Origin of the sequence: Kribbella sp. CA-293567, from assembly GCF_027627575.1 — a bacterium.
Taxonomy (GTDB): domain Bacteria; phylum Actinomycetota; class Actinomycetes; order Propionibacteriales; family Kribbellaceae; genus Kribbella.
On the sequence record NZ_CP114065.1, the window covers coordinates 1,528,695 to 1,545,569 of the forward strand.

The window sequence follows — 16,875 nt, forward strand, 5'->3', positions numbered from 1 at the left end:
GACGGCCGTGACCCTGCTGAGTTTGGCGGGCGCCGCGGCACCGGCCGGTGCCGCCGGCACTTCGGGTGCCGCACCGCGGGCGACCGGCTCGACGGCGGCCGATCCGACGCCCGGGGCGCCGAAGAAGCTGTTCTCGATCGACGACCAGCGGGTGGACGAGTCGTCCGGGCTCGCGAAGAGCGCGAAGTACGACGGCATCTGGTGGACGGTGAACGACTCCGGCGACACCGCGCGGGTGTTCGGTGTCGACGCGACCGGCGAGGTGCGGGTCGTGCTCAAGTTCAAGGCGCCGGTCAAGGACGTCGAGGCGATCGCCGTCGACCGTGACGGCGTCATCTACATCGCCGACATCGGCGACAACAACCGCAATCGCGAGATGATCGAGGTCTACACGATCCCCGAGCCGCCCGAGCTCGAGGACCAGGAGGACGTCAAGTTCCATCGCTACGACTTCGAGTACCCCGACGGTCCGCACGACGCCGAGACGCTGCTGATCCAGCCGGAGACCAAGCGGCTGTACTTCGTCACGAAGGTCAAGACGAAGCCCGGCGCGTTCTACGCGGCCCCCGCGTCGGCCTCGCGTGAGGGCACCAACAAGCTGACCAAGCTGGCCGACGTCCCGGCCGGGCCGTACGGGTTCACCGACGGAACGTTCATGCCGGACGGCAAGACCGTCGTACTGCGCACCTACATCGACGTCGCCACCATGACGTGGGGCGACGAGCCGGCCCTGGTCGCACGAGCCGGTACTCCGGTCGCGCAGGGCGAGTCGGTCGCGGTGGGTCCTTCGGGCTCCGACCTCCTGGTCGGCAGCGAGGGCAGGAGCTCACCGGTCTACCAGATGGCCGCACCGGCCAAACGAACCGCCGCCAAGCCCCCGGCCGCCTCCACCCCCGCGGCGACCCCGAAGCCCACAGCCACCGCGAGCACCGCTCCCAAGAACAACCACAGCCTCCGCTGGATCGTCGTCGGCGCCGGCCTGCTCGCGCTCATCATCACCTTCGTGACCTTCCCCGCCGGCCGCCGCGAGCGCCTCGACCGGATGGCCGAGAACGCCCGCCTGACCGGCCAGCCCCCACCCAACCCCCACGGCCGCCGCCGCTCCAACGCCTGACGACGTCGGCTGAAGCCGGCAGCGCAGCCGCCTGAAGTCCAGCGAACGCAGAACAGCCGCCGGCCCAACGGGACGGCGGCTGTTCTCCTTCAGAGCAGGGTCAGCGGAGCTTCTCGACCGTGTAGTCGATCGCCTGGGTGAGCTTCTCGACGTCGTCGGGATCGACGGCCGGGAACATCGCGACGCGAAGCTGGTTGCGGCCGAGCTTGCGGTAGGGCTCGGTGTCGACGATGCCGTTGGCGCGCAGCACCTTGGCGACCGCGGCGGCGTCGATCGAGTCGTCCAGGTCGATGGTGCCGATGACGAGCGAGCGGGCGTCGGCGTCCTCGACGTACGGGGTGGCGTAGTCGGACTTCTCGGCCCAGGTGTAGAGCCGGTTGCTGGAGTCGGTGGTGCGGCCGACGCTCCAGTCGAGGCCGCCCTGGCTGTTGATCCAGTCCGTCTGCTCGGCCATCAGGAACAGCGTCGACAGCGACGGCGTGTTGTAGGTCTGGTTCTTGCTGGAGTTGTCGACCGCCGTGGCCAGGTCCAGGAAGGCGGGGATCCACCGGCCGGAGGCAGTGATCTCCTCGACCCGGGCCAGCGCGGCCGGCGACATCAGTGCGATCCACAGGCCGCCGTCGGAGGCGAAGCACTTCTGCGGCGCGAAGTAGTAGACGTCGACCTCGTTGAGGTCGACCGGCAGGCCGCCGGCGCCGGAGGTGGCGTCGATCGCGACCAGCGCACCCTCGTCGGCACCCTCGACCCGCTTGATCGGGGCCATCACGCCGGTGGAGGTCTCGTTGTGCGGCCAGGCGTACAGGTCGACGCCGGCCTCGGCGGCCGCGGCCGGACGGGTGCCCGGGTCGGCCTTGATCACGGTCGGTTCACCCAGATGCGGCGCCAGCTGCGCGGCCTTGGCGAACTTGGACGAGAACTCGCCGAAGCTCAGGTGCTGGCTCTTCTCCCGGATCAGGCCGAAGGTGGCGATGTCCCAGAACGCGGTCGAGCCGCCGTTGCCGAGCACGACCTGGTAGCCGTCGGGCAGCTGGAAGAGGTCGGAGACGCCCTGCTGGACGCGGGCCACCAGGTTCTTCACCGGGGCCTGCCGGTGCGAGGTACCGAGCAGCCTGGCGCCCTCGGTCGCCAGGGCCGCGAGCGCCTCCGGCCGGACCTTCGACGGACCGGCACCGAACCGGCCGTCAGCGGGCTTGAGCTCTGCGGGGATGATTACGGTGTTGCCTGGATTCGCGCTGGTCACCAGCGGTTCCCTTCGTCGTCTGCTGAGTTCCCGCCGACGACGCTGTCAGCACTTCACAGTCTTCCACATCCCCGCACGCCACCCACCGCGGGTCTCAGCCGCGAAGGCTCAGGCCCACTTCTCGTTCCAGCCCTCGATCTCGGTGGCCGGACGGTTCGACGGTCCCGAGTAGATCGCGGACGGGCGGATCAGCCGTCCGGTGCGCTTCTGCTCCAGCACGTGCGCGCTCCAGCCCGCGGTTCGCGCGCAGGTGAACATCGAGGTGAACATCGGCGGCGGGACCTCGGCGAAGTCCAGCACGATCGCGGCCCAGAACTCGACGTTGGTCTCCAATACCCGGTCCGGCCGGCGCTCGCGCAGCTCGGTCAGTGCTGCCTGCTCCAGTGCCTGGGCAACCTCGTACCGCGGGGCGTCCAGCTCCTGCGCCGTCCGCCGAAGCACCCGCGCCCGGGGATCCTCGGCCCGGTACACCCGGTGCCCGAAACCCATCAGCCGCTCGCCGGCGTCCAGCAGACCCTTCACGTACGAGCGGGCGTCACCGCTCTTCTCGACGCCCTCGATCATCGTCAGCACCCGGGCCGGCGCGCCACCGTGCAGCGGACCCGACATCGCGCCGACGGCCCCGGACAGGGCCGCGGCCACGTCGGCGCCGGTGGAGGCGATCACCCGGGCGGTGAAGGTCGAGGCGTTCATCCCGTGCTCGGCGGCCGAGGTCCAGTAGGCGTCGACAGCCTTGACGTGCTTGGGGTCGGGCTCGCCGCGCCAGCGGATCATGAACCGCTCGGTGATCGTGCTCGCCTTGTCCACCTCACGCTGCGGCACCATCGGCTGCCCGATGCCCCGAGCGGCCTGGGCGACGTACGACAGCGCCATCACCGCCGCGCGGGACAGGTCGTCGCGTGCCTGGGTGTCGTCGATGTCGTAGAGCTGCCGCAGGCCCCAGGCCGGCGCGAGCATCGCCAGCGCGGACTGGACGTCGACCCGGACATCACCAGTGTGCACGGGCAGCGGGAACGGCTCGGCGGGCGGCAGACCCGGCGTGAAGGCGCCGTCGACGAGCAGGCCCCAGACGTTCTCGAACGGCACCCGGCCGACCAGATCCTCGATGTCGACGCCGCGGTAGCGAAGTGCCGACCCTTCCTTGTCGGGCTCGGCGATCTGGGTTTCGAAGGCGACCACGCCCTCGAGACCGTGCTGAACCTCTGCCCGACGATCTGATGCAGCTGGATCTGACATACCCGCGTGACTCCTTTGTCCGACATAGGCGCTCAGGCAGCATAGTTCTCCGCCTCGCCGCGCGGACAGATCTGTGACCGGTTCGGCGTTTACGCTCGAACACATGAACGAGAAACCGCAGCTCGGACTGGGAATCGTGGTCGGCGTGGTGGCCGGCTGGCTGGCCACCGTAGTGGTCTCCTACGCCGGAGTGAGCCTGCTCCGCAGGGTGGCGACGTTCAACGGCGATCTCATCAGGAGCCTGCCGTGGGTGGTGCTGATCCTGGCGGCTGGAGCCGCGCTCGCCCTGGTGCTGTCGATCCGGACGATCGCCGGCGGGGCGCTGCTCGGTGCCGGGCTGTTGATGACGTTCGTAGGGCTCGCGGTCCAGGTGCTTCCGATCCGGCACGCGTTCGAGTTCGCGAAGATCTTCCAGCTGCCCGGAACCCGTTACCAGGGCTACAGCGAGTGGGACGGCTCCACGATGTTCGTCGGCGTGCTCCTGCTGGTGCTGGGGATCACCCGCCTCAGGGACGATTCCCGGCGGAGGCCGACCCGGCTGCAGGACTCGCCTCCGAGCAGCTGGCAGAACTACCCGCCGCGATAACTTTCCCGGCCCCGGCCGCATCTGGCAGGCATGGAGACACTGCTTGCCTATGCCTTCGACCACTTCGTCGGTCCGGAGAAGGCTGCAGCCGGCGTACGGCGGATCGAGACGTACTACGGCCGGCTCTGGCAGGGGCAAGCCAAGCGCGACGGCTGTGACGCAGGCACTGTCGGCCTGCACACCTGGAGCCGTCGGGAGCCCGACTACCGCTGGCCTGCTTGGCGTGACGACGATGACCTCTGTATCGCCAGCCTGCACGTCCCGCTCGGCTATCAGACGATCGTCGGCGACTTGGCGCCGCAGCGAGCCGCTGCGCCGCTAGCGAGAGCAGTGCTCGCCAACCCTGCCCGCATGGTGGAGTTGGCGCCTCCCTTCGTGCTCTCGGTCCTCGACCCGGCCGACGAGCGACTGGAACTGTTCACTGACTCGGTGGGCGTCGGCCGGCTGTTCCAGTTACGTACGGCGGACGGCTGGGTGTGGAGCAGCCGCCCTGTCGCTGCTTGCTTGTTCGCCGACGTACCCGTTGCCGCGGCGGACAGAGGCTGGCAGTACGCCGCGGGCTGTGGCTGGTTCATGGGCGACACGACGCCGTACGACCGGGTGCTGGCTGTGCCGGGCGCCACTCGCATCGTGACCGAGGGGCGGCGCAATCGGCGTACCGTCACGAGGATTGATGCCACGAGCATCTGGTCAGGTCCCAGTGGCGGAGAGCTGTCGCCAGGGCTGGTCGAGGAGACAGCGGAGACCCTCCGTGGCGTGGCCCGCTCGGTGAGCACGCTCTGGCCCGGTACGCCGACGGTGGATCTCAGCGGAGGCAGGGACTCGCGAGTCGTCGCCGCGGCCTTCCTCTCCGCCGGAGTGGACCTGAGGCTCAACAGCTACGACGCCGTACCCGGCGAGTTGGGCGTCGCGGAGCAGTTGGTCAAAGCCCTTCCGTACAAGGTGGATCACCGCGTCACCACACCTCGCAAGCCCTCAGCGCCCGCGCCGGTCCCGGAGGTGGTCGAGCGGATCAGACGCTGGCACCGGTACGGCGAAGGGCTGCGGCCGGCGAGCTATCTCTTCCACACCCCGCCGGACGGGCTGGCCAACGTCTCGCACCTGGCCATCGGCGGCGCGGGCGGCGAGGTCGCCCACGGACACTTCTACCCGCGAGACGTGCTGACGGTCGACCAGAGTCCACTGGAGAAGAAGGTGGAGGCGTTCACCACGCGGTTGCACACGCGGCTCGTACCGGTGGCCGGACCGACGCCGGCGGTCAGGGAGGCGGTGACAGGACAGATTCAGCAGGTGTTCCGCGAGGCGATCCAGGGCGGTTTCGAGAACGCCAAGATGCTCGACTACTTCTACGTGGTCGAGCGGCTGCGGCGGTGGGGGACCGCGGGGGAGCGGACCGGCGTGGTCTCGCCGCTGCTGGTACCGGCCTTCTTCAGAGGAGCCTTCTCCCTCACTGCGCCGCAGCGGTTGGCGAACGAGTTCCACCGGGCGCTGGTCCGTGAGCTGGTTCCGCAGTGGGCGGAGATCCCGTTCTTCGTCCCTGGGCCGGCGCAGCCCCACCCTCCGGCGCAGGTCAAGCGGCTGAGTGAAGCGCCCGACCGCGAACTGGTTGCCCAGTTGCTGATGGCCGGGTCGGGCGACTTCGACGCCACGGAGATCGAGCAGCTCTGGGAGTCGTCGCTGGCGGGCCGGTCGACCGCTGCCGACGAGGTTGCTCTACGCCAACTTCTCTGGCGGGCAGTCTTCGACGACCACCTCGCCGAGGTCAACCAGCACCTCACCAGACCTCCCGTACCCACGGCGCCGCCTCCGCGCCCGACCGCGCCGAAACCAAAGCGCGCACCCCGGCGGAGCCCCCTGAAGACCCGCCTACGCCGCAACCCGACCGTACGACGCCTGGCGCGCACCCGAGCCTGGCGTGCTGTCCGCAAGACATTGCGGCCCCACTAGGCTCAACCACGTGGACCTTGGAGAGATGCGGGAGACGTACGGCCTGGGGGAGTTGCTCGAGGACCAGGTGGACGCCGATCCGGTGCAGCAGTTCGGGATCTGGCTGGCGCAGGCAGCCGAGGCGGGCCTGCACGAGCCCAACGCGATGGTGCTGGCGACGGTCGACCCCGGCGGCAGGCCGTCGGCGCGGACCGTGCTGCTGAAGGGCCTCGACGAGCGCGGCTTCGTCTTCTACACCAACCAGCAGTCCCGCAAGGCCGACGACCTCGCCGCCAACCCGGCCTGCGCGCTGGTCTTCCCCTGGCACGCGATGGAACGCCAGGTCCGGGTCGAGGGCGTCGCGAGCAAGGTGCCCTCCGCGGAGGTCGACGCGTACTTCGCCGCTCGCCCGCGCGGCTCCCAGCTGGGCGCCTGGGCCTCGCAGCAGAGCCAGCCGGTCGACTCCCGCGAGGAGCTGGACCTGCAGTACGCGTCGTACGAGCGGCAGTGGCCGGAGGGCACCGAGATCGCCACGCCGTACTTCTGGGGCGGCTACCGGATCGAGCCCGTGGCCTTCGAGTTCTGGCAGGGCCGCGTCGGGCGTCTCCACGATCGGTTGCAGTACAAGCGGTCGGGCGATTCCTGGCAGCTCCAACGCCTTCAGCCCTGAATCCGGGTCGGTTCGGCTCTCCGGCAGGTCGCTGGACCATGAAAAAAGACCCGCAGGCGCTTCCTGGGACACGACCGGGTGGTCGTACCAAGGGTCAGGCGGACTTTCCTGACTACCTGCGGGCCCGGTGACTGGCGTCGTACTGGCTAGCCACATGCCCACCACAGAAGTGGCTCGACGGGACTAGCCCGCCATCACCTCACGAGTCCGATTGCAATTCATGCGTTGGACCACCTCCCTTCGCGTGTACTCAGAACCTACGTCGCGATCGGGGCCGGTTCAACCGCTTTTCGCCGACAGATGAACGCCGCCCTGTGATCCCATACAGCCATGGTCCTCAGGCTCGGATTTCCCGCTCTCCTCTTGCTGGCCGGAACCGTCTGGTTCGCCTGGTCGTCGTATCGCCGGGCCGTCCTGGCCGAGCGGTCCGTGACCGAACTGCACAGCGAGACGAAAGCGCTGCTGCACGAGGTCCGGTCGCTGGAGAAGGCGGTCGCGGCTGCGGAGCAGGGGCTGCGTACGCTCAGCTCGCATCCGTCGGTACCGCGTGACGTCGCGGTCACCGCCGACCTGACGCTCGCCGACATCCGGCGACTGACCGAACGCAAGGAGCTCGAGGGCTGATGGCCAAGCTGGGGAACGCGACCGCAGTCAAGAACGCGGGGAGCGGCGCGAAGGGCAAAGTGATCGGGATCGCGATCGCGATCGTGGTGCTGGTGATCATCTTGTTCAACATCTTCAACTTCGCCAGCACCGACGCGAACAAGATCGGGCTGCACTACGGCGGCGGCGTGATCGAGGACAAGAAGTTCAAGTCGATCATCACGCCCGGCTCCACGAACAAGATGATCGGCCCCGGCGACACGGTCTACGCCTACCCGATCGACCAGCGGTCCTACATCATCGGCGGCGCCGGCGCGGACACCGAGAACGCCGACGAGGTCACCGTGGTCAGCAAGGACAACGTCCGGCTCGGTGTCCGGGTGCAGGTCTACTTCACGCTGAACCGCAGCCAGGCCGTGATTCAGTCCTTCCACGAGCGGATCGGGCTGAAGACCGAGGCCTACGAGGACCGCGGCTGGAACGCCATGCTGCAGTCGTACTTCCGGCCGCAGATCGATCGCGCGCTCGCCGCCGTCGGGACCAACTACGCCTGGGCCGAGCTCTACAACAACGAGGCCAAGAAGGCCGCCTTCCAGACGGCCGCGGCCAAGGAGTTCACCCGGCTGCTGCCGGCCGCCGTCGGTGGCGACTACTTCTGCGGCCCGTCGTACAACGGCACCAACGGGTGTGGCGAGCTTTCCTTCACCATCCAGAAGCCGACCCCGCTGGACAAGGGCATCATCGACGGGCTGGAGGCCAAGCAGCGTGCGGATCTGGCCCGGCAGGCCCAGGTGCAGAAGAACGAGCAGGTCAACGTCGAGCTGCAGTCGGTCAAGCAGCAGGTCGCGATGCTCGGTGCGAACGGCTACCTGCTGAAATCCGCGATCGAGTCGGGCAAGATCCAGTTCATGGTGATCCCGCAGAACGGCAACGTCAGCATCCCGGTCCCGACCCCGGTCCAGACCCCCCGCTGACCGGTGTCCGCGCTCCCGTCCCATCTCGAGCTGGTCCAGGGCGTCGTGCTGCCCAAACCGGTCGGTGCCGATCCGGTCCTGAACTTCCTCAACACCCGCTCGGACTTCGACGGCCGTGGTCCGGCGGCGAACGAGTGGCTCACCTCGTACGAGGCCTTGGTGATCTGGAGCGGGTACGTCGGACTGCTGGCCGACGCGAGCGTCTTCCGGCTGATCGAGCAGGCCTCGGTCAAGCCGACCGACGCGACTCGGCGGCTGGACGCGGCGCGGGAGTTCCGCGCCGACCTGTACGACGTACTGACGGACGAGGCGGCCACTGGTTCGTTCGACGCTGTCGCCCGGGCGGTGGGTCGTTCCACCGCCCGGCGGCAGCTCAGCGCCGTACCGGCTGACGGTATCGGCGTCCGGGCGACGTGGGAGCTCCCCGAGGATCTGGGGCTCCCGCTGGACCAGCTGGCCTTGCTGGCCGCGGAGTTGCTCACCGGCACTTCCAGAGACCACATCCGGCTCTGTCCCGGCGACAACTGCGGCTGGCTCTTCCTCGACCCGAGAGGCCGCCGCCGCTGGTGCTCGATGGCTACCTGCGGCAACCGCGCCAAAGTGCGGGCCCACGCGGCCCGTACGCGCTGAAGCGGGCTAGTTGAACAGAGCTGGGTCGACCAGGATCCAGGTGTGGTGCGCCCGGGCCAGCACCCGGCCGTCCGAGTCGTAGAGCGTGCTGGCCGTATGGGTCTTGCGGCCGTCCTCACCAAGGACCCGGCCCATCACGACGCAGGGCTCGGCTGGCTGGGGCCGAGCGTCGATGTAGGCGGACATCTGGCCCAGTACCGACGGGCGGCCCTCCAGATCGATCGCCCAGCCACCGGGACAGTCAAGGGCTGACCAGAGGTAGACAGGGTCGACCAGACCGTCAGCAGCGGCCAAGTCGGCCGCCGGACGCCAGGTGCAAGCCGTCCGGCCGTCACTCAGCGTCCCCGGCTTCAGCTGCAATCCCTCAGCGTTCCTGGGCCCACAGACGAAGCAGCCCGGGAACGGGTGGTTGCTCAGCCCCTTGTACTTCGTCTCTGCCGCCAGCGCCTCCTCTGGCGTGACGGCATCGACCGTGCAGTCGGCCAGCGTGTCCGCAGCCACTGGAACCGCTTCGGCCACCACGTCGCCGGCCGCACTGGTCAGCTTGGCGCCGGACTCGTCGGCCAGGAGCTCCAGGTCGGTCTCCAGCGGCGGCGGCACCCGCAGACGCACCCGCGGCGCGGTGTCCACGGCGGCGACCGACGCCAGCGCAGTACCGACCAGACCGGCCACATAACCGCCGTTGCCGGACCGGGCCGGCCCCTGAAAGCGGGGCACTATCCGCATGCTGGTCATGGTCAACGACCCTAGCCCGCACCGTTCACGCGCGAGATAGCGGGGATTCCCGTGATTTCTGAGGTTCTTTTCGGATTTACGGCTCCCACCACTCTCATTCAAACGTCCGTTTGAACTATGCTGACTGCAGGCTACGGCGCGTAAGCAGGTGGGGTGCCTGAGCGAGCAGTGGCCGGGGGGAAGGAGAACTCTGTGGAAACACCCGCGGAATCAACCCGGGAAAGGCTGCTCAACATCGCCGAGCAGAGGTTCGGTGAGGGTGGTTACGAAGGAACCTCGCTGCGCGCGATCACGGTCGCCGCAGCCGCGAATATCGCCGCGGTGAACTATCACTTCGGCTCGAAGGAAGCGTTGCTGCGGGCCGCGGTGGCGCGTGCGATGGCCCCGGTCAACACCGAGCGCCGCCGCCGGCTGGACCAGCTGGAGGCGAAGGGGGACCCGAGCGCGGAGCAACTGATCCGTGCCTTCATCGAGCCCGGCCTCGACCTGGTGCTGCGCCGTGGTGAACGCGGACCGGTGGTGGCGAGATTCATCGGGCGGGTCGCGTTCGACCCGAGCCGGCGGATCCGCGAGCTGTACGCGGCCGAGTCCGATCCGGTGGAGGCTCGCTACCTGGCCGCGCTGCAGCTCGCCCTGCCCAGGGCGGCGCCGGAGTCGGTGGCGTTCGGCTACGTCAACATGCTCGGACTGCTCGCGTTGCACCAGTCGCAGGCGCTCACCAGGGCGCCGGGGCTGGAGCCCGAGGACATCGACGGCGGTGAGGATCCGGGCAAGCTGGCGGAGAATCTGATCGCCTTTCTGGTCGCCGCTTTCGACCGGGGACTGCGCGCCTGACTGTCCAAAAACTGCTCACGGATGTTCGAACTGGCAGGTAACGCTGCATAATGGCGCTCCGTGGACCCCTGTGAAGTCGTGGTTGCCGTCGATCTCGGTGGAACCCGGATGAAATGCGGCCTGGTCGCCGCCGACGGTGCCGTGCTGCACCGGGAGACCAGGCCGACACCGCGCGAGGCCGGGGGCCGTGCAGTGCTCGCCGCGCTGCTCGCGACCGTGGTGGAGCTGGCCCAGAAGGCTGCTGCCGAAGGCCATCGCGTCCGGGCGGTCGGCGTCGTCGTACCGGGCATCATCGACGCGGACAGCGGTGAGGTCAGTGCCGAGAACCTGGCCTGGGTCCGTACGCCGGTGCTCGCCGAACTGCGCGCCGCGGTCGGACCGGGCCAGCAGGTCGTGCTGGCTCACGACGTCCGCGCGGGTGGCTACGCCGAGTTCCGGCAAGGAGCCCTCCGAGGTACGACGAACTCGCTTTTCCTGCCGCTCGGCACCGGAATCGCCGCCGCGATGGTGGTCGACGGTTCGCTGGTCAGCGGCGATGGTTACGCCGGTGAGCTCGGCCACACCCGGTTCGTCCACGGCAGCGCCGCCGAGCAGTGCGCGTGCGGGCAGTGGGGCTGCCTCGAAACGGTCGCTTCGGCCGCCGCGCTCGCCCGCCGGTACGCCGTCCGCACCGGTCGCGTGGTCGACGGAGCGCGGGAGGTGCTCGAGTTGCTGGCGCAGGGCGACGCCGACGCCGCGGTGGTCTGGCGCGAAGCGCTGGCCGCGCTGGTCGACTCGATGGTTCTCTACACCACCCTGGTCGCGCCGACGCGGATCGCGATCGGCGGCGGACTGGTCGGGGCCGGCGAGACCCTGCTCGCCCCGCTGCGCGAAGGCGTGCACGCGCGACTGACCTTCCAGCGCGAACCGGAGATCGTGGCCGCCGTTCTGGGCGAGGAGGCCGGCATGCTCGGCGCCGCCCTGATGGCCTGGGACCGAGTGGCTGCCGACGAGAGCGGAGAAGAGACGCGATGACGACGTACCGGGTGGCCCGACTGGTCACTCCCGACGATGTTCTGCACAACGCCTGGCTGCAGGTGGTCGACGGTGACATCCACTCCTTCGGCCGGCGCTCCGAGGGGATGCCCGCGGACGGTCAGCGGCCGGTCGACCTCGGTGACACGACCGTCGTACCGGGGTTCGTCGACATCCACACCCACGGCGGTGGCGGCTCGACGTACTCGACCACCGATCCCGAGGAGGCGCGCAAGGTCGCTGCCTTCCATGCCAAGCACGGCACCACGACGACGATGGCGAGCCTCGTCACCGGGCCGCTGGACGAGCTGGTCTCGCAGACGGCCTGCCTCGCGGACCTCGTCACCGACGGCGTGATCGCCGGCGTGCACCTGGAAGGACCGTTCCTGTCGGCCGCGCGGTGCGGGGCGCACGAGCCCACGCTGCTGCGCGATCCGGTCGAGGGCGACGTGGCCAAGGTGCTCGGTGACGCGGTGAAGATGGTGACGATCGCGCCGGAGCTGCCGAGCGGCCTGAACGCGATCCGCCAGGTCGTCGACGCCGGGGTGGTGGCGGCGCTCGGGCACACCGACGCGACGTACGAGCAGATGATCGAGGGGGCCGACGCCGGGGCGACCGTGGCGACGCACCTCTTCAACGGGATGCGGCCGTTCCACCACCGCGATCCCGGGCCGGTGGGTGCGGCGCTGAACGACCCGCGGCTGCTGCTCGAGGTGATCAACGACGGCATGCATCTCGACCCGCAGGTGGTCCGGGTCGCGCTGGCCGCGGCGGGTGTGAACCGGATCGCCCTGATCACCGACGCGATGGTCGCCACCGGGATGCCCAACGGGCGGTACCTGCTCGGCAGTCTCGAAGTGGATGTGGAGGACGGGCTCGCCACGCTCGCGCACGGCTCACACTCGATCGCCGGCAGCACGCTGACGATGGATGTTGCCTACCGCAACGCGGTGAAGGCCGGGGTGTCCCTGGTCGACGCGTCGCGGATGGCGTCGACGACTCCGGCCGAGGCGTTCGGCTGGTACACCGTCGGCGGGATCGAGACAGGCAAGCGGGCCGACCTGGTCGTGCTGGACGAGGACTACCAGGTCCAGAAGGTGATGCGGGGCGGGTCGTGGCTGGACTGATCGGGACGGTCACCCTCAACCTCGCGCTCGACGTCACGTACGGCGTCGACGAGCTGGTGGTCGGCGGCAGTCACCGGGTGGCCGCTCCCCGGCAGCGCGCGGGCGGCAAGGGCGTGAATGTGGCGCGGGTCGCCGCGACGCTCGGGCACCAGGTGCTCGCGCTCGGCTTCGTCGGCGGGCTGATCGGCGAGCTCGTCGCCGAGGAACTGTTCGACGCCGGGCTGACCGCGTTGCTCACGCCGATCCGCGGCGAGACCCGGCGAACCGTTGCCATCGTCAACGGTGCCGACGGTGACGCGACGATCTTCAACGAGGCCGGACCCGAGGTGTCGGCCGACGAGTGGCGCGCCTTCCAGGACCGGATGCCGTGGGCACGGCTCGGCGTTCTCGCCTGCTCGGGCAGCCTGCCGCCCGGTCTTCCCGTCGACGCCTATGCGGAGCTGGCGATTCGCGCCCGCCACCACGACGTACTGTCGGTGATCGATGTCGGTGGGGACGCTTTGGTGGCCGCCGCGAAGGCCGGTGCCGTCGTTCGCTCGAACGCTGCCGAACTGCGTGAGGCGCTGGGGGACCTCGGCGTCGAAGAGGGCGCCCGGCAACTGGTGACGGCGGGCGCGACCGCGGCCGTGATCACCGACGGAGCCCGCGGAATGGTTGCTGCTAGCAATGAAGGTGTGTGGCGTGCCTTGCCGGTGGAGCGGGTGGCAGGCAACCCGACCGGCGCCGGAGACGCCTGTACCGCGGTCGTCGCGGCGGCGGTGGCGAGCGCGTCCGAGCCCGATTGGCCTTCGGTGCTGAAGTCCGCCGTCGCGGCATCGGCTGCCGCAGTCCTGACCCCCGTTGCCGGGGACATCGACATCGAGGCCTATCGGCGCTGGCAGCCGCAGGTCGTCGTACAGAGTCTTTGAGGTCTTCAAAACAAGGGAGTTCGCTATGCCGCTCGTTTCCGGGGCCGAGGTTGTGCTGGGTGCCGCCAAGGACGGCCGTGGCGTCGGCGCGTTCAACGTGATCCAGCTGGAGCACGCGACCGCGCTGATCGCCGGGGCCGAGCAGGTCGGCGCGCCCGTCATCCTGCAGATCAGCGAGAACGCGGTGAAGTACCACGGCGCGCTCAAGCCGATCGCCGTCGCCACGCTGGCCGCCGCTGCCGCGGCCTCGGTGCCGGTCGTCGTGCACCTGGACCACGCGATGGATCGCGACCTGGTGACCGAGGCGGTCGGGCTCGGCTTCACCTCGGTGATGTACGACGGGTCGAAGCTGGACTACGCCGACAACGTCGCGGCCACCACCGAGGTGACGAAGTTCTGCCACGACCACGGCGTCTTCGTCGAGGCGGAGATCGGTGAGGTCGGCGGCAAGGACGGCGTGCACGCACCCGGCGCCCGGACCAAGCCGGACGAGGCGCTCGCCTTCGCCGAGGCGACCGGTGTGGACGCGCTGGCCGTGGCCGTCGGTTCGTCGCACGCGATGACCGAGCGGACCGCCGAGCTGGACTACGCGCTGATCAACGCGCTGCGTGACGCGGTACCGGTTCCGTTGGTGCTGCACGGTTCGTCCGGTGTCGCGGACGCCGACCTGACCCGTGCGGTCGAGGCCGGGATGACGAAGGTCAACATCGCCACCCACCTCAACAACGTCTTCACCGCCACCGTCCGTCAGGTGCTGGCCGACCAGCCGAACCTGGTCGACACCCGCAAGTACCTCGGCCCCGCCCGTACTGCGGTCGCGACCGAGGTAGCTCGCCTGCTGACGCTGCTGAAAGCGGTCTGACCCGGCGCGCTAGGTCAGGTCGCGCCTGATCCGCCAGAAGCAGAAGCCGGTCAGACCCGTGGCCAGCAACAGGAACAGCCCGAACTCACGCCATTGCAGGTCCCAGAACCGGCTCGCGGGGTGGTAGCTGATCTGTTGCCGGTAGCCGTCGTCAGCCAGCCGCTGGAGGCACCTGCTCATCGGCGGCCGGCCGGCGGACTCCGCCTCGGTGGCTCTGGGTCCGGGCGGACCGCACTCCGCGATGTAGCTGGGCAGCGTCTTCTGCACCTGGCCGGCGGAGTTCACGGTCCGCTCGGAAAGCTTCCAGAAGCCTTCGCCTTCGAGTTTGGCCTCGATCCGCAGCACCTGCGGATCCTCCTCGGGGCCGGACAGTTGCAGTCCCCGCATGTTCTCGGGGGTCACGACGACACTCGCCTCGAGCGGCGTCATCAGGTGCGGCCGGAGCAGTAGCGGTGACAGCACCTGGATCGCGATCACGGCGGCCAACGTGACGGCGATCGCGACCACGCTGCGCCGGACGACCAGGCCGACCGCGACGCCGAGGGCGAAGGCGAAGGCCGCATAGCCGATCGGTACCACGCCACGGGCACCGAAGACCGGCGGCAGCATCCTGGGGATCTCGAACACGCCGGCCGCCTGCCCCGCGCCGATCGCATCGTCGATCGGATCGGACCACCAGGTCACCGCGAGACTGAGCAGGCCGGTGAGGGTGATCGCGCTCAGGCCGGTGACGGCGAGCTTGGTGACCAGCCAGCGGGTGCGGCTGATGCTCTGGTTCCAGACCAGCCGGTGGGTGCCGGCCTCCAGCTCCCGGGCGATCAGTGGTGCGCCCCAGAAGGCGCCGATCACCGGCGGAGCGGCGTACACGAGGACCTGGCCGATCGAGTACAGGTAGGTGTTGATCCGGTCGAACTGGAGCTGCTTGAGGAAGCCGCCGGCGTACTGCTGGTAGTCGCCGGCCAGGCCGGGGCCGGTCACGGCGAGGAAGCCGCCGAGGACGGCGACGGCGATGCCGAGCACCAACGCCTGCAGGCGGAACTGCCGCCAGGTCAGCCAGATCATCGCTGCACCTCCAGCAGCGGCCGGTTGTTCTGCGGCGCCGTCGCCGAGCGGCCCATGTACGCGAGGACGACGTCCTCGAGCGTGAGCTGCGAGATCGTCCAGGCCGGGTCGAGGATCGGTTCGTCGGTGCGGATCAGGAAGGTCGACTGGCGGTCGGTGTGGCTGGCGGCGATCACGTGCTGGTTCTGCGGCATCGATTTCTCTTCGCGACGGGGGCCGACCAGGCGGTAGTGGGTGGCGAGCAGGGTGTCGATGTCACCGCTGACCTGCACGCGGGAGTCGACGAGGACGACCAAATAGTCGCAGGACCGCTCGACGTCCGAGACGAGGTGCGAGGAGAGGATGACGCTCAGCTCCTGCTCGGTGACCGCCGCCATCAGGTCCTGCAGGAACTCGCGCCGGGCCAGCGGATCGAGCGCCGCGACCGGTTCGTCGAGGATGAGCAGCTCGGGACGTTTGGCGATGCCGAGCGTCAGGGCGAGCTGTGCCCGCTGACCGCCGGACAGCTTGCCCGCCCGCTGTTTCGGATCCAGCCCGAGGCTCCGGATCCTTGCCTGGGCGAGCGAATCGTCCCAGCCCGGGTTCAGCCGGGCACCGAGCTGAAGATGATCGGCGATGCTCAGCCGCGCGTACGTCGGGGTGTCCTGCGCGACGAAACCGATCTTGGCCTGCCGCGGTCCACCGGCCGGGGCGTCGAGAACCTCGATCGTGCCGGTGGTCGGCGTCAGCATCCCGACGGCGAGGTTCAGCAAAGTGCTCTTGCCGGCGCCGTTCGGGCCGACCAGACCGACCACGCGACCGGCCGGGACCTCGAGCGTGCAGTCGGTCAGCGCCCAGCGACGGCCATATTTCTTGCCCAGACCCTGGGCGCGCAACGCTGCTCGTGAGACGGCGGTCACGCTATGTCCTCCTGAGCGCCGGACCGAAAGGTGGTCCGGAACAACGCCTCGATGCTCTCGTCGTCCAGGCCGGCCTTACGGGCCTTGGACAACCAGAGTTGCAGGTCCCGCCGCAGCGGTCCGTGGGCGGCCAGGCTGTGGTCGGTCAGCGTCCGGGTCACGAAGGTCCCGCGCCCCGGCCGGGCCGCGACCAGATCGTCGTGCTCCAGCTCGCGGTAGGCCTTCAGCACGGTGTTCGGGTTGATCGCCAGCTGCCCGACCACGTCCTTCACCGTCGGCAGCTGATCCCCCTCCCGCAACAGCCCCAGCCGCAGCGCGTTCTTCACCTGCTGAACGATCTGCTGGTACGGCGACACCCCCGAGCGTCCGTCCAGATGGAACTCGATCATCCTCAACCCCATTCATCTAGGTAACTAGTACAATACCCAGATGGAGGTTGAGGTCAAGGGGTGGTC

18 protein-coding genes are annotated in these 16,875 nt (G+C 69.3%); 12 read left to right on the forward strand and 6 right to left on the reverse strand.

Going from position 1 to position 16,875, the window contains the following annotated elements; translation table 11 throughout:
* The first annotated feature begins 7 nt into the window (after window positions 1-7).
* The gene (locus OX958_RS07365) at window positions 8-1,114 is read left to right on the forward strand and encodes a hypothetical protein (protein ID WP_270136421.1); all 1,107 of its coding nucleotides are present in this window, start codon (window positions 8-10) and stop codon (window positions 1,112-1,114) included.
* A gap of 100 nt (window positions 1,115-1,214) precedes the next feature.
* On the opposite strand, the gene serC is transcribed toward OX958_RS07365, so the two are convergent.
* The gene (serC, locus tag OX958_RS07370; protein WP_270136422.1) at window positions 1,215-2,354 is read right to left on the reverse strand and encodes a phosphoserine transaminase; all 1,140 of its coding nucleotides are present in this window, start codon (window positions 2,352-2,354) and stop codon (window positions 1,215-1,217) included.
* Between the two features lie 108 nt (window positions 2,355-2,462).
* Window positions 2,463-3,590, reverse strand: coding sequence for a citrate synthase 2 (locus tag OX958_RS07375; protein ID WP_270136423.1), 1,128 nt, complete (start codon window positions 3,588-3,590; stop codon window positions 2,463-2,465).
* A 103-nt stretch (window positions 3,591-3,693) separates the two neighbouring features.
* Between OX958_RS07375 and OX958_RS07380 the strand changes: the two genes are divergently transcribed.
* The 6 genes from OX958_RS07380 to OX958_RS07405 all read left to right on the forward strand — a co-directional run bounded on the left by OX958_RS07380 (window position 3,694) and on the right by OX958_RS07405 (window position 8,979).
* Window positions 3,694-4,176, forward strand: a complete 483-nt coding sequence (locus tag OX958_RS07380) for a hypothetical protein (RefSeq protein ID WP_270136424.1) — start codon at window positions 3,694-3,696, stop codon at window positions 4,174-4,176.
* A gap of 30 nt (window positions 4,177-4,206) precedes the next feature.
* The gene (locus OX958_RS07385) at window positions 4,207-6,123 is read left to right on the forward strand and encodes a hypothetical protein (RefSeq protein ID WP_270136425.1); all 1,917 of its coding nucleotides are present in this window, start codon (window positions 4,207-4,209) and stop codon (window positions 6,121-6,123) included.
* A 10-nt stretch (window positions 6,124-6,133) separates the two neighbouring features.
* On the forward strand, window positions 6,134-6,772 hold the full coding sequence (pdxH, locus tag OX958_RS07390; protein ID WP_333486496.1) for a pyridoxamine 5'-phosphate oxidase: 639 nt from the start codon (window positions 6,134-6,136) through the stop codon (window positions 6,770-6,772).
* A 330-nt stretch (window positions 6,773-7,102) separates the two neighbouring features.
* Window positions 7,103-7,396: a hypothetical protein gene (locus OX958_RS07395; RefSeq protein WP_270136427.1), complete on the forward strand. Its 294-nt coding sequence runs from the start codon at window positions 7,103-7,105 to the stop codon at window positions 7,394-7,396.
* Window positions 7,396-8,349 carry an SPFH domain-containing protein gene (locus OX958_RS07400; RefSeq protein WP_270136428.1) on the forward strand — a complete coding sequence of 318 codons (954 nt, stop codon included), beginning with the start codon at window positions 7,396-7,398 and terminating at the stop codon, window positions 8,347-8,349. The genes OX958_RS07395 and OX958_RS07400 overlap by 1 nt, the downstream gene beginning before the upstream one ends.
* 3 nt (window positions 8,350-8,352) lie before the next feature.
* Window positions 8,353-8,979, forward strand: coding sequence for a CGNR zinc finger domain-containing protein (locus tag OX958_RS07405; RefSeq protein ID WP_270136429.1), 627 nt, complete (start codon window positions 8,353-8,355; stop codon window positions 8,977-8,979).
* Window positions 8,980-8,985: 6 nt separating this feature from the next.
* Here the strand turns inward: OX958_RS07405 and OX958_RS07410 are convergent, their stop codons facing one another.
* Entirely contained in the window at window positions 8,986-9,705 is a 720-nt protein-coding gene (locus OX958_RS07410) for a hypothetical protein (protein ID WP_270139014.1), read from the reverse strand.
* A gap of 201 nt (window positions 9,706-9,906) precedes the next feature.
* On the opposite strand from OX958_RS07410, the gene OX958_RS07415 reads away from it, so the two are divergent.
* From OX958_RS07415 to OX958_RS07435, 5 genes are read left to right on the forward strand one after another with little or no spacing between them, the layout of a single operon-like run.
* Window positions 9,907-10,548, forward strand: coding sequence for a TetR family transcriptional regulator (locus OX958_RS07415; protein WP_270136430.1), 642 nt, complete (start codon window positions 9,907-9,909; stop codon window positions 10,546-10,548).
* A gap of 60 nt (window positions 10,549-10,608) precedes the next feature.
* Complete coding sequence (locus OX958_RS07420; protein WP_270136431.1) at window positions 10,609-11,562, forward strand: ROK family protein; 954 nt, start codon at window positions 10,609-10,611, stop codon at window positions 11,560-11,562.
* The gene (gene nagA / locus OX958_RS07425) at window positions 11,559-12,689 is read left to right on the forward strand and encodes an N-acetylglucosamine-6-phosphate deacetylase (RefSeq protein WP_270136432.1); all 1,131 of its coding nucleotides are present in this window, start codon (window positions 11,559-11,561) and stop codon (window positions 12,687-12,689) included. Before OX958_RS07420 ends, nagA begins: the two co-directional genes overlap by 4 nt.
* Window positions 12,677-13,597 (forward strand): 1-phosphofructokinase family hexose kinase, encoded by a 921-nt coding sequence (locus OX958_RS07430; RefSeq protein WP_270136433.1) that lies wholly within the window; start codon window positions 12,677-12,679, stop codon window positions 13,595-13,597. Before nagA ends, OX958_RS07430 begins: the two co-directional genes overlap by 13 nt.
* Window positions 13,598-13,622: 25 nt before the next feature.
* Window positions 13,623-14,459: a class II fructose-bisphosphate aldolase gene (locus tag OX958_RS07435; protein ID WP_270136434.1), complete on the forward strand. Its 837-nt coding sequence runs from the start codon at window positions 13,623-13,625 to the stop codon at window positions 14,457-14,459.
* Window positions 14,460-14,468: 9 nt separating this feature from the next.
* On the opposite strand, the gene OX958_RS07440 is transcribed toward OX958_RS07435, so the two are convergent.
* Genes OX958_RS07440 through OX958_RS07450 form a run of 3 tightly spaced genes read right to left on the reverse strand, consistent with a single transcriptional unit; the run spans window position 14,469 to window position 16,809 of the window.
* The gene (locus OX958_RS07440) at window positions 14,469-15,521 is read right to left on the reverse strand and encodes an ABC transporter permease subunit (protein WP_270136435.1); all 1,053 of its coding nucleotides are present in this window, start codon (window positions 15,519-15,521) and stop codon (window positions 14,469-14,471) included.
* A complete protein-coding gene (locus OX958_RS07445) occupies window positions 15,518-16,420 on the reverse strand; it encodes an ABC transporter ATP-binding protein (protein WP_270136436.1) in 903 nt (300 codons plus the stop codon). The genes OX958_RS07440 and OX958_RS07445 overlap by 4 nt, the downstream gene beginning before the upstream one ends.
* Entirely contained in the window at window positions 16,417-16,809 is a 393-nt protein-coding gene (locus tag OX958_RS07450; RefSeq protein ID WP_270136437.1) for a GntR family transcriptional regulator, read from the reverse strand. Before OX958_RS07450 ends, OX958_RS07445 begins: the two co-directional genes overlap by 4 nt.
* Window positions 16,810-16,875 lie beyond the last annotated feature (66 nt).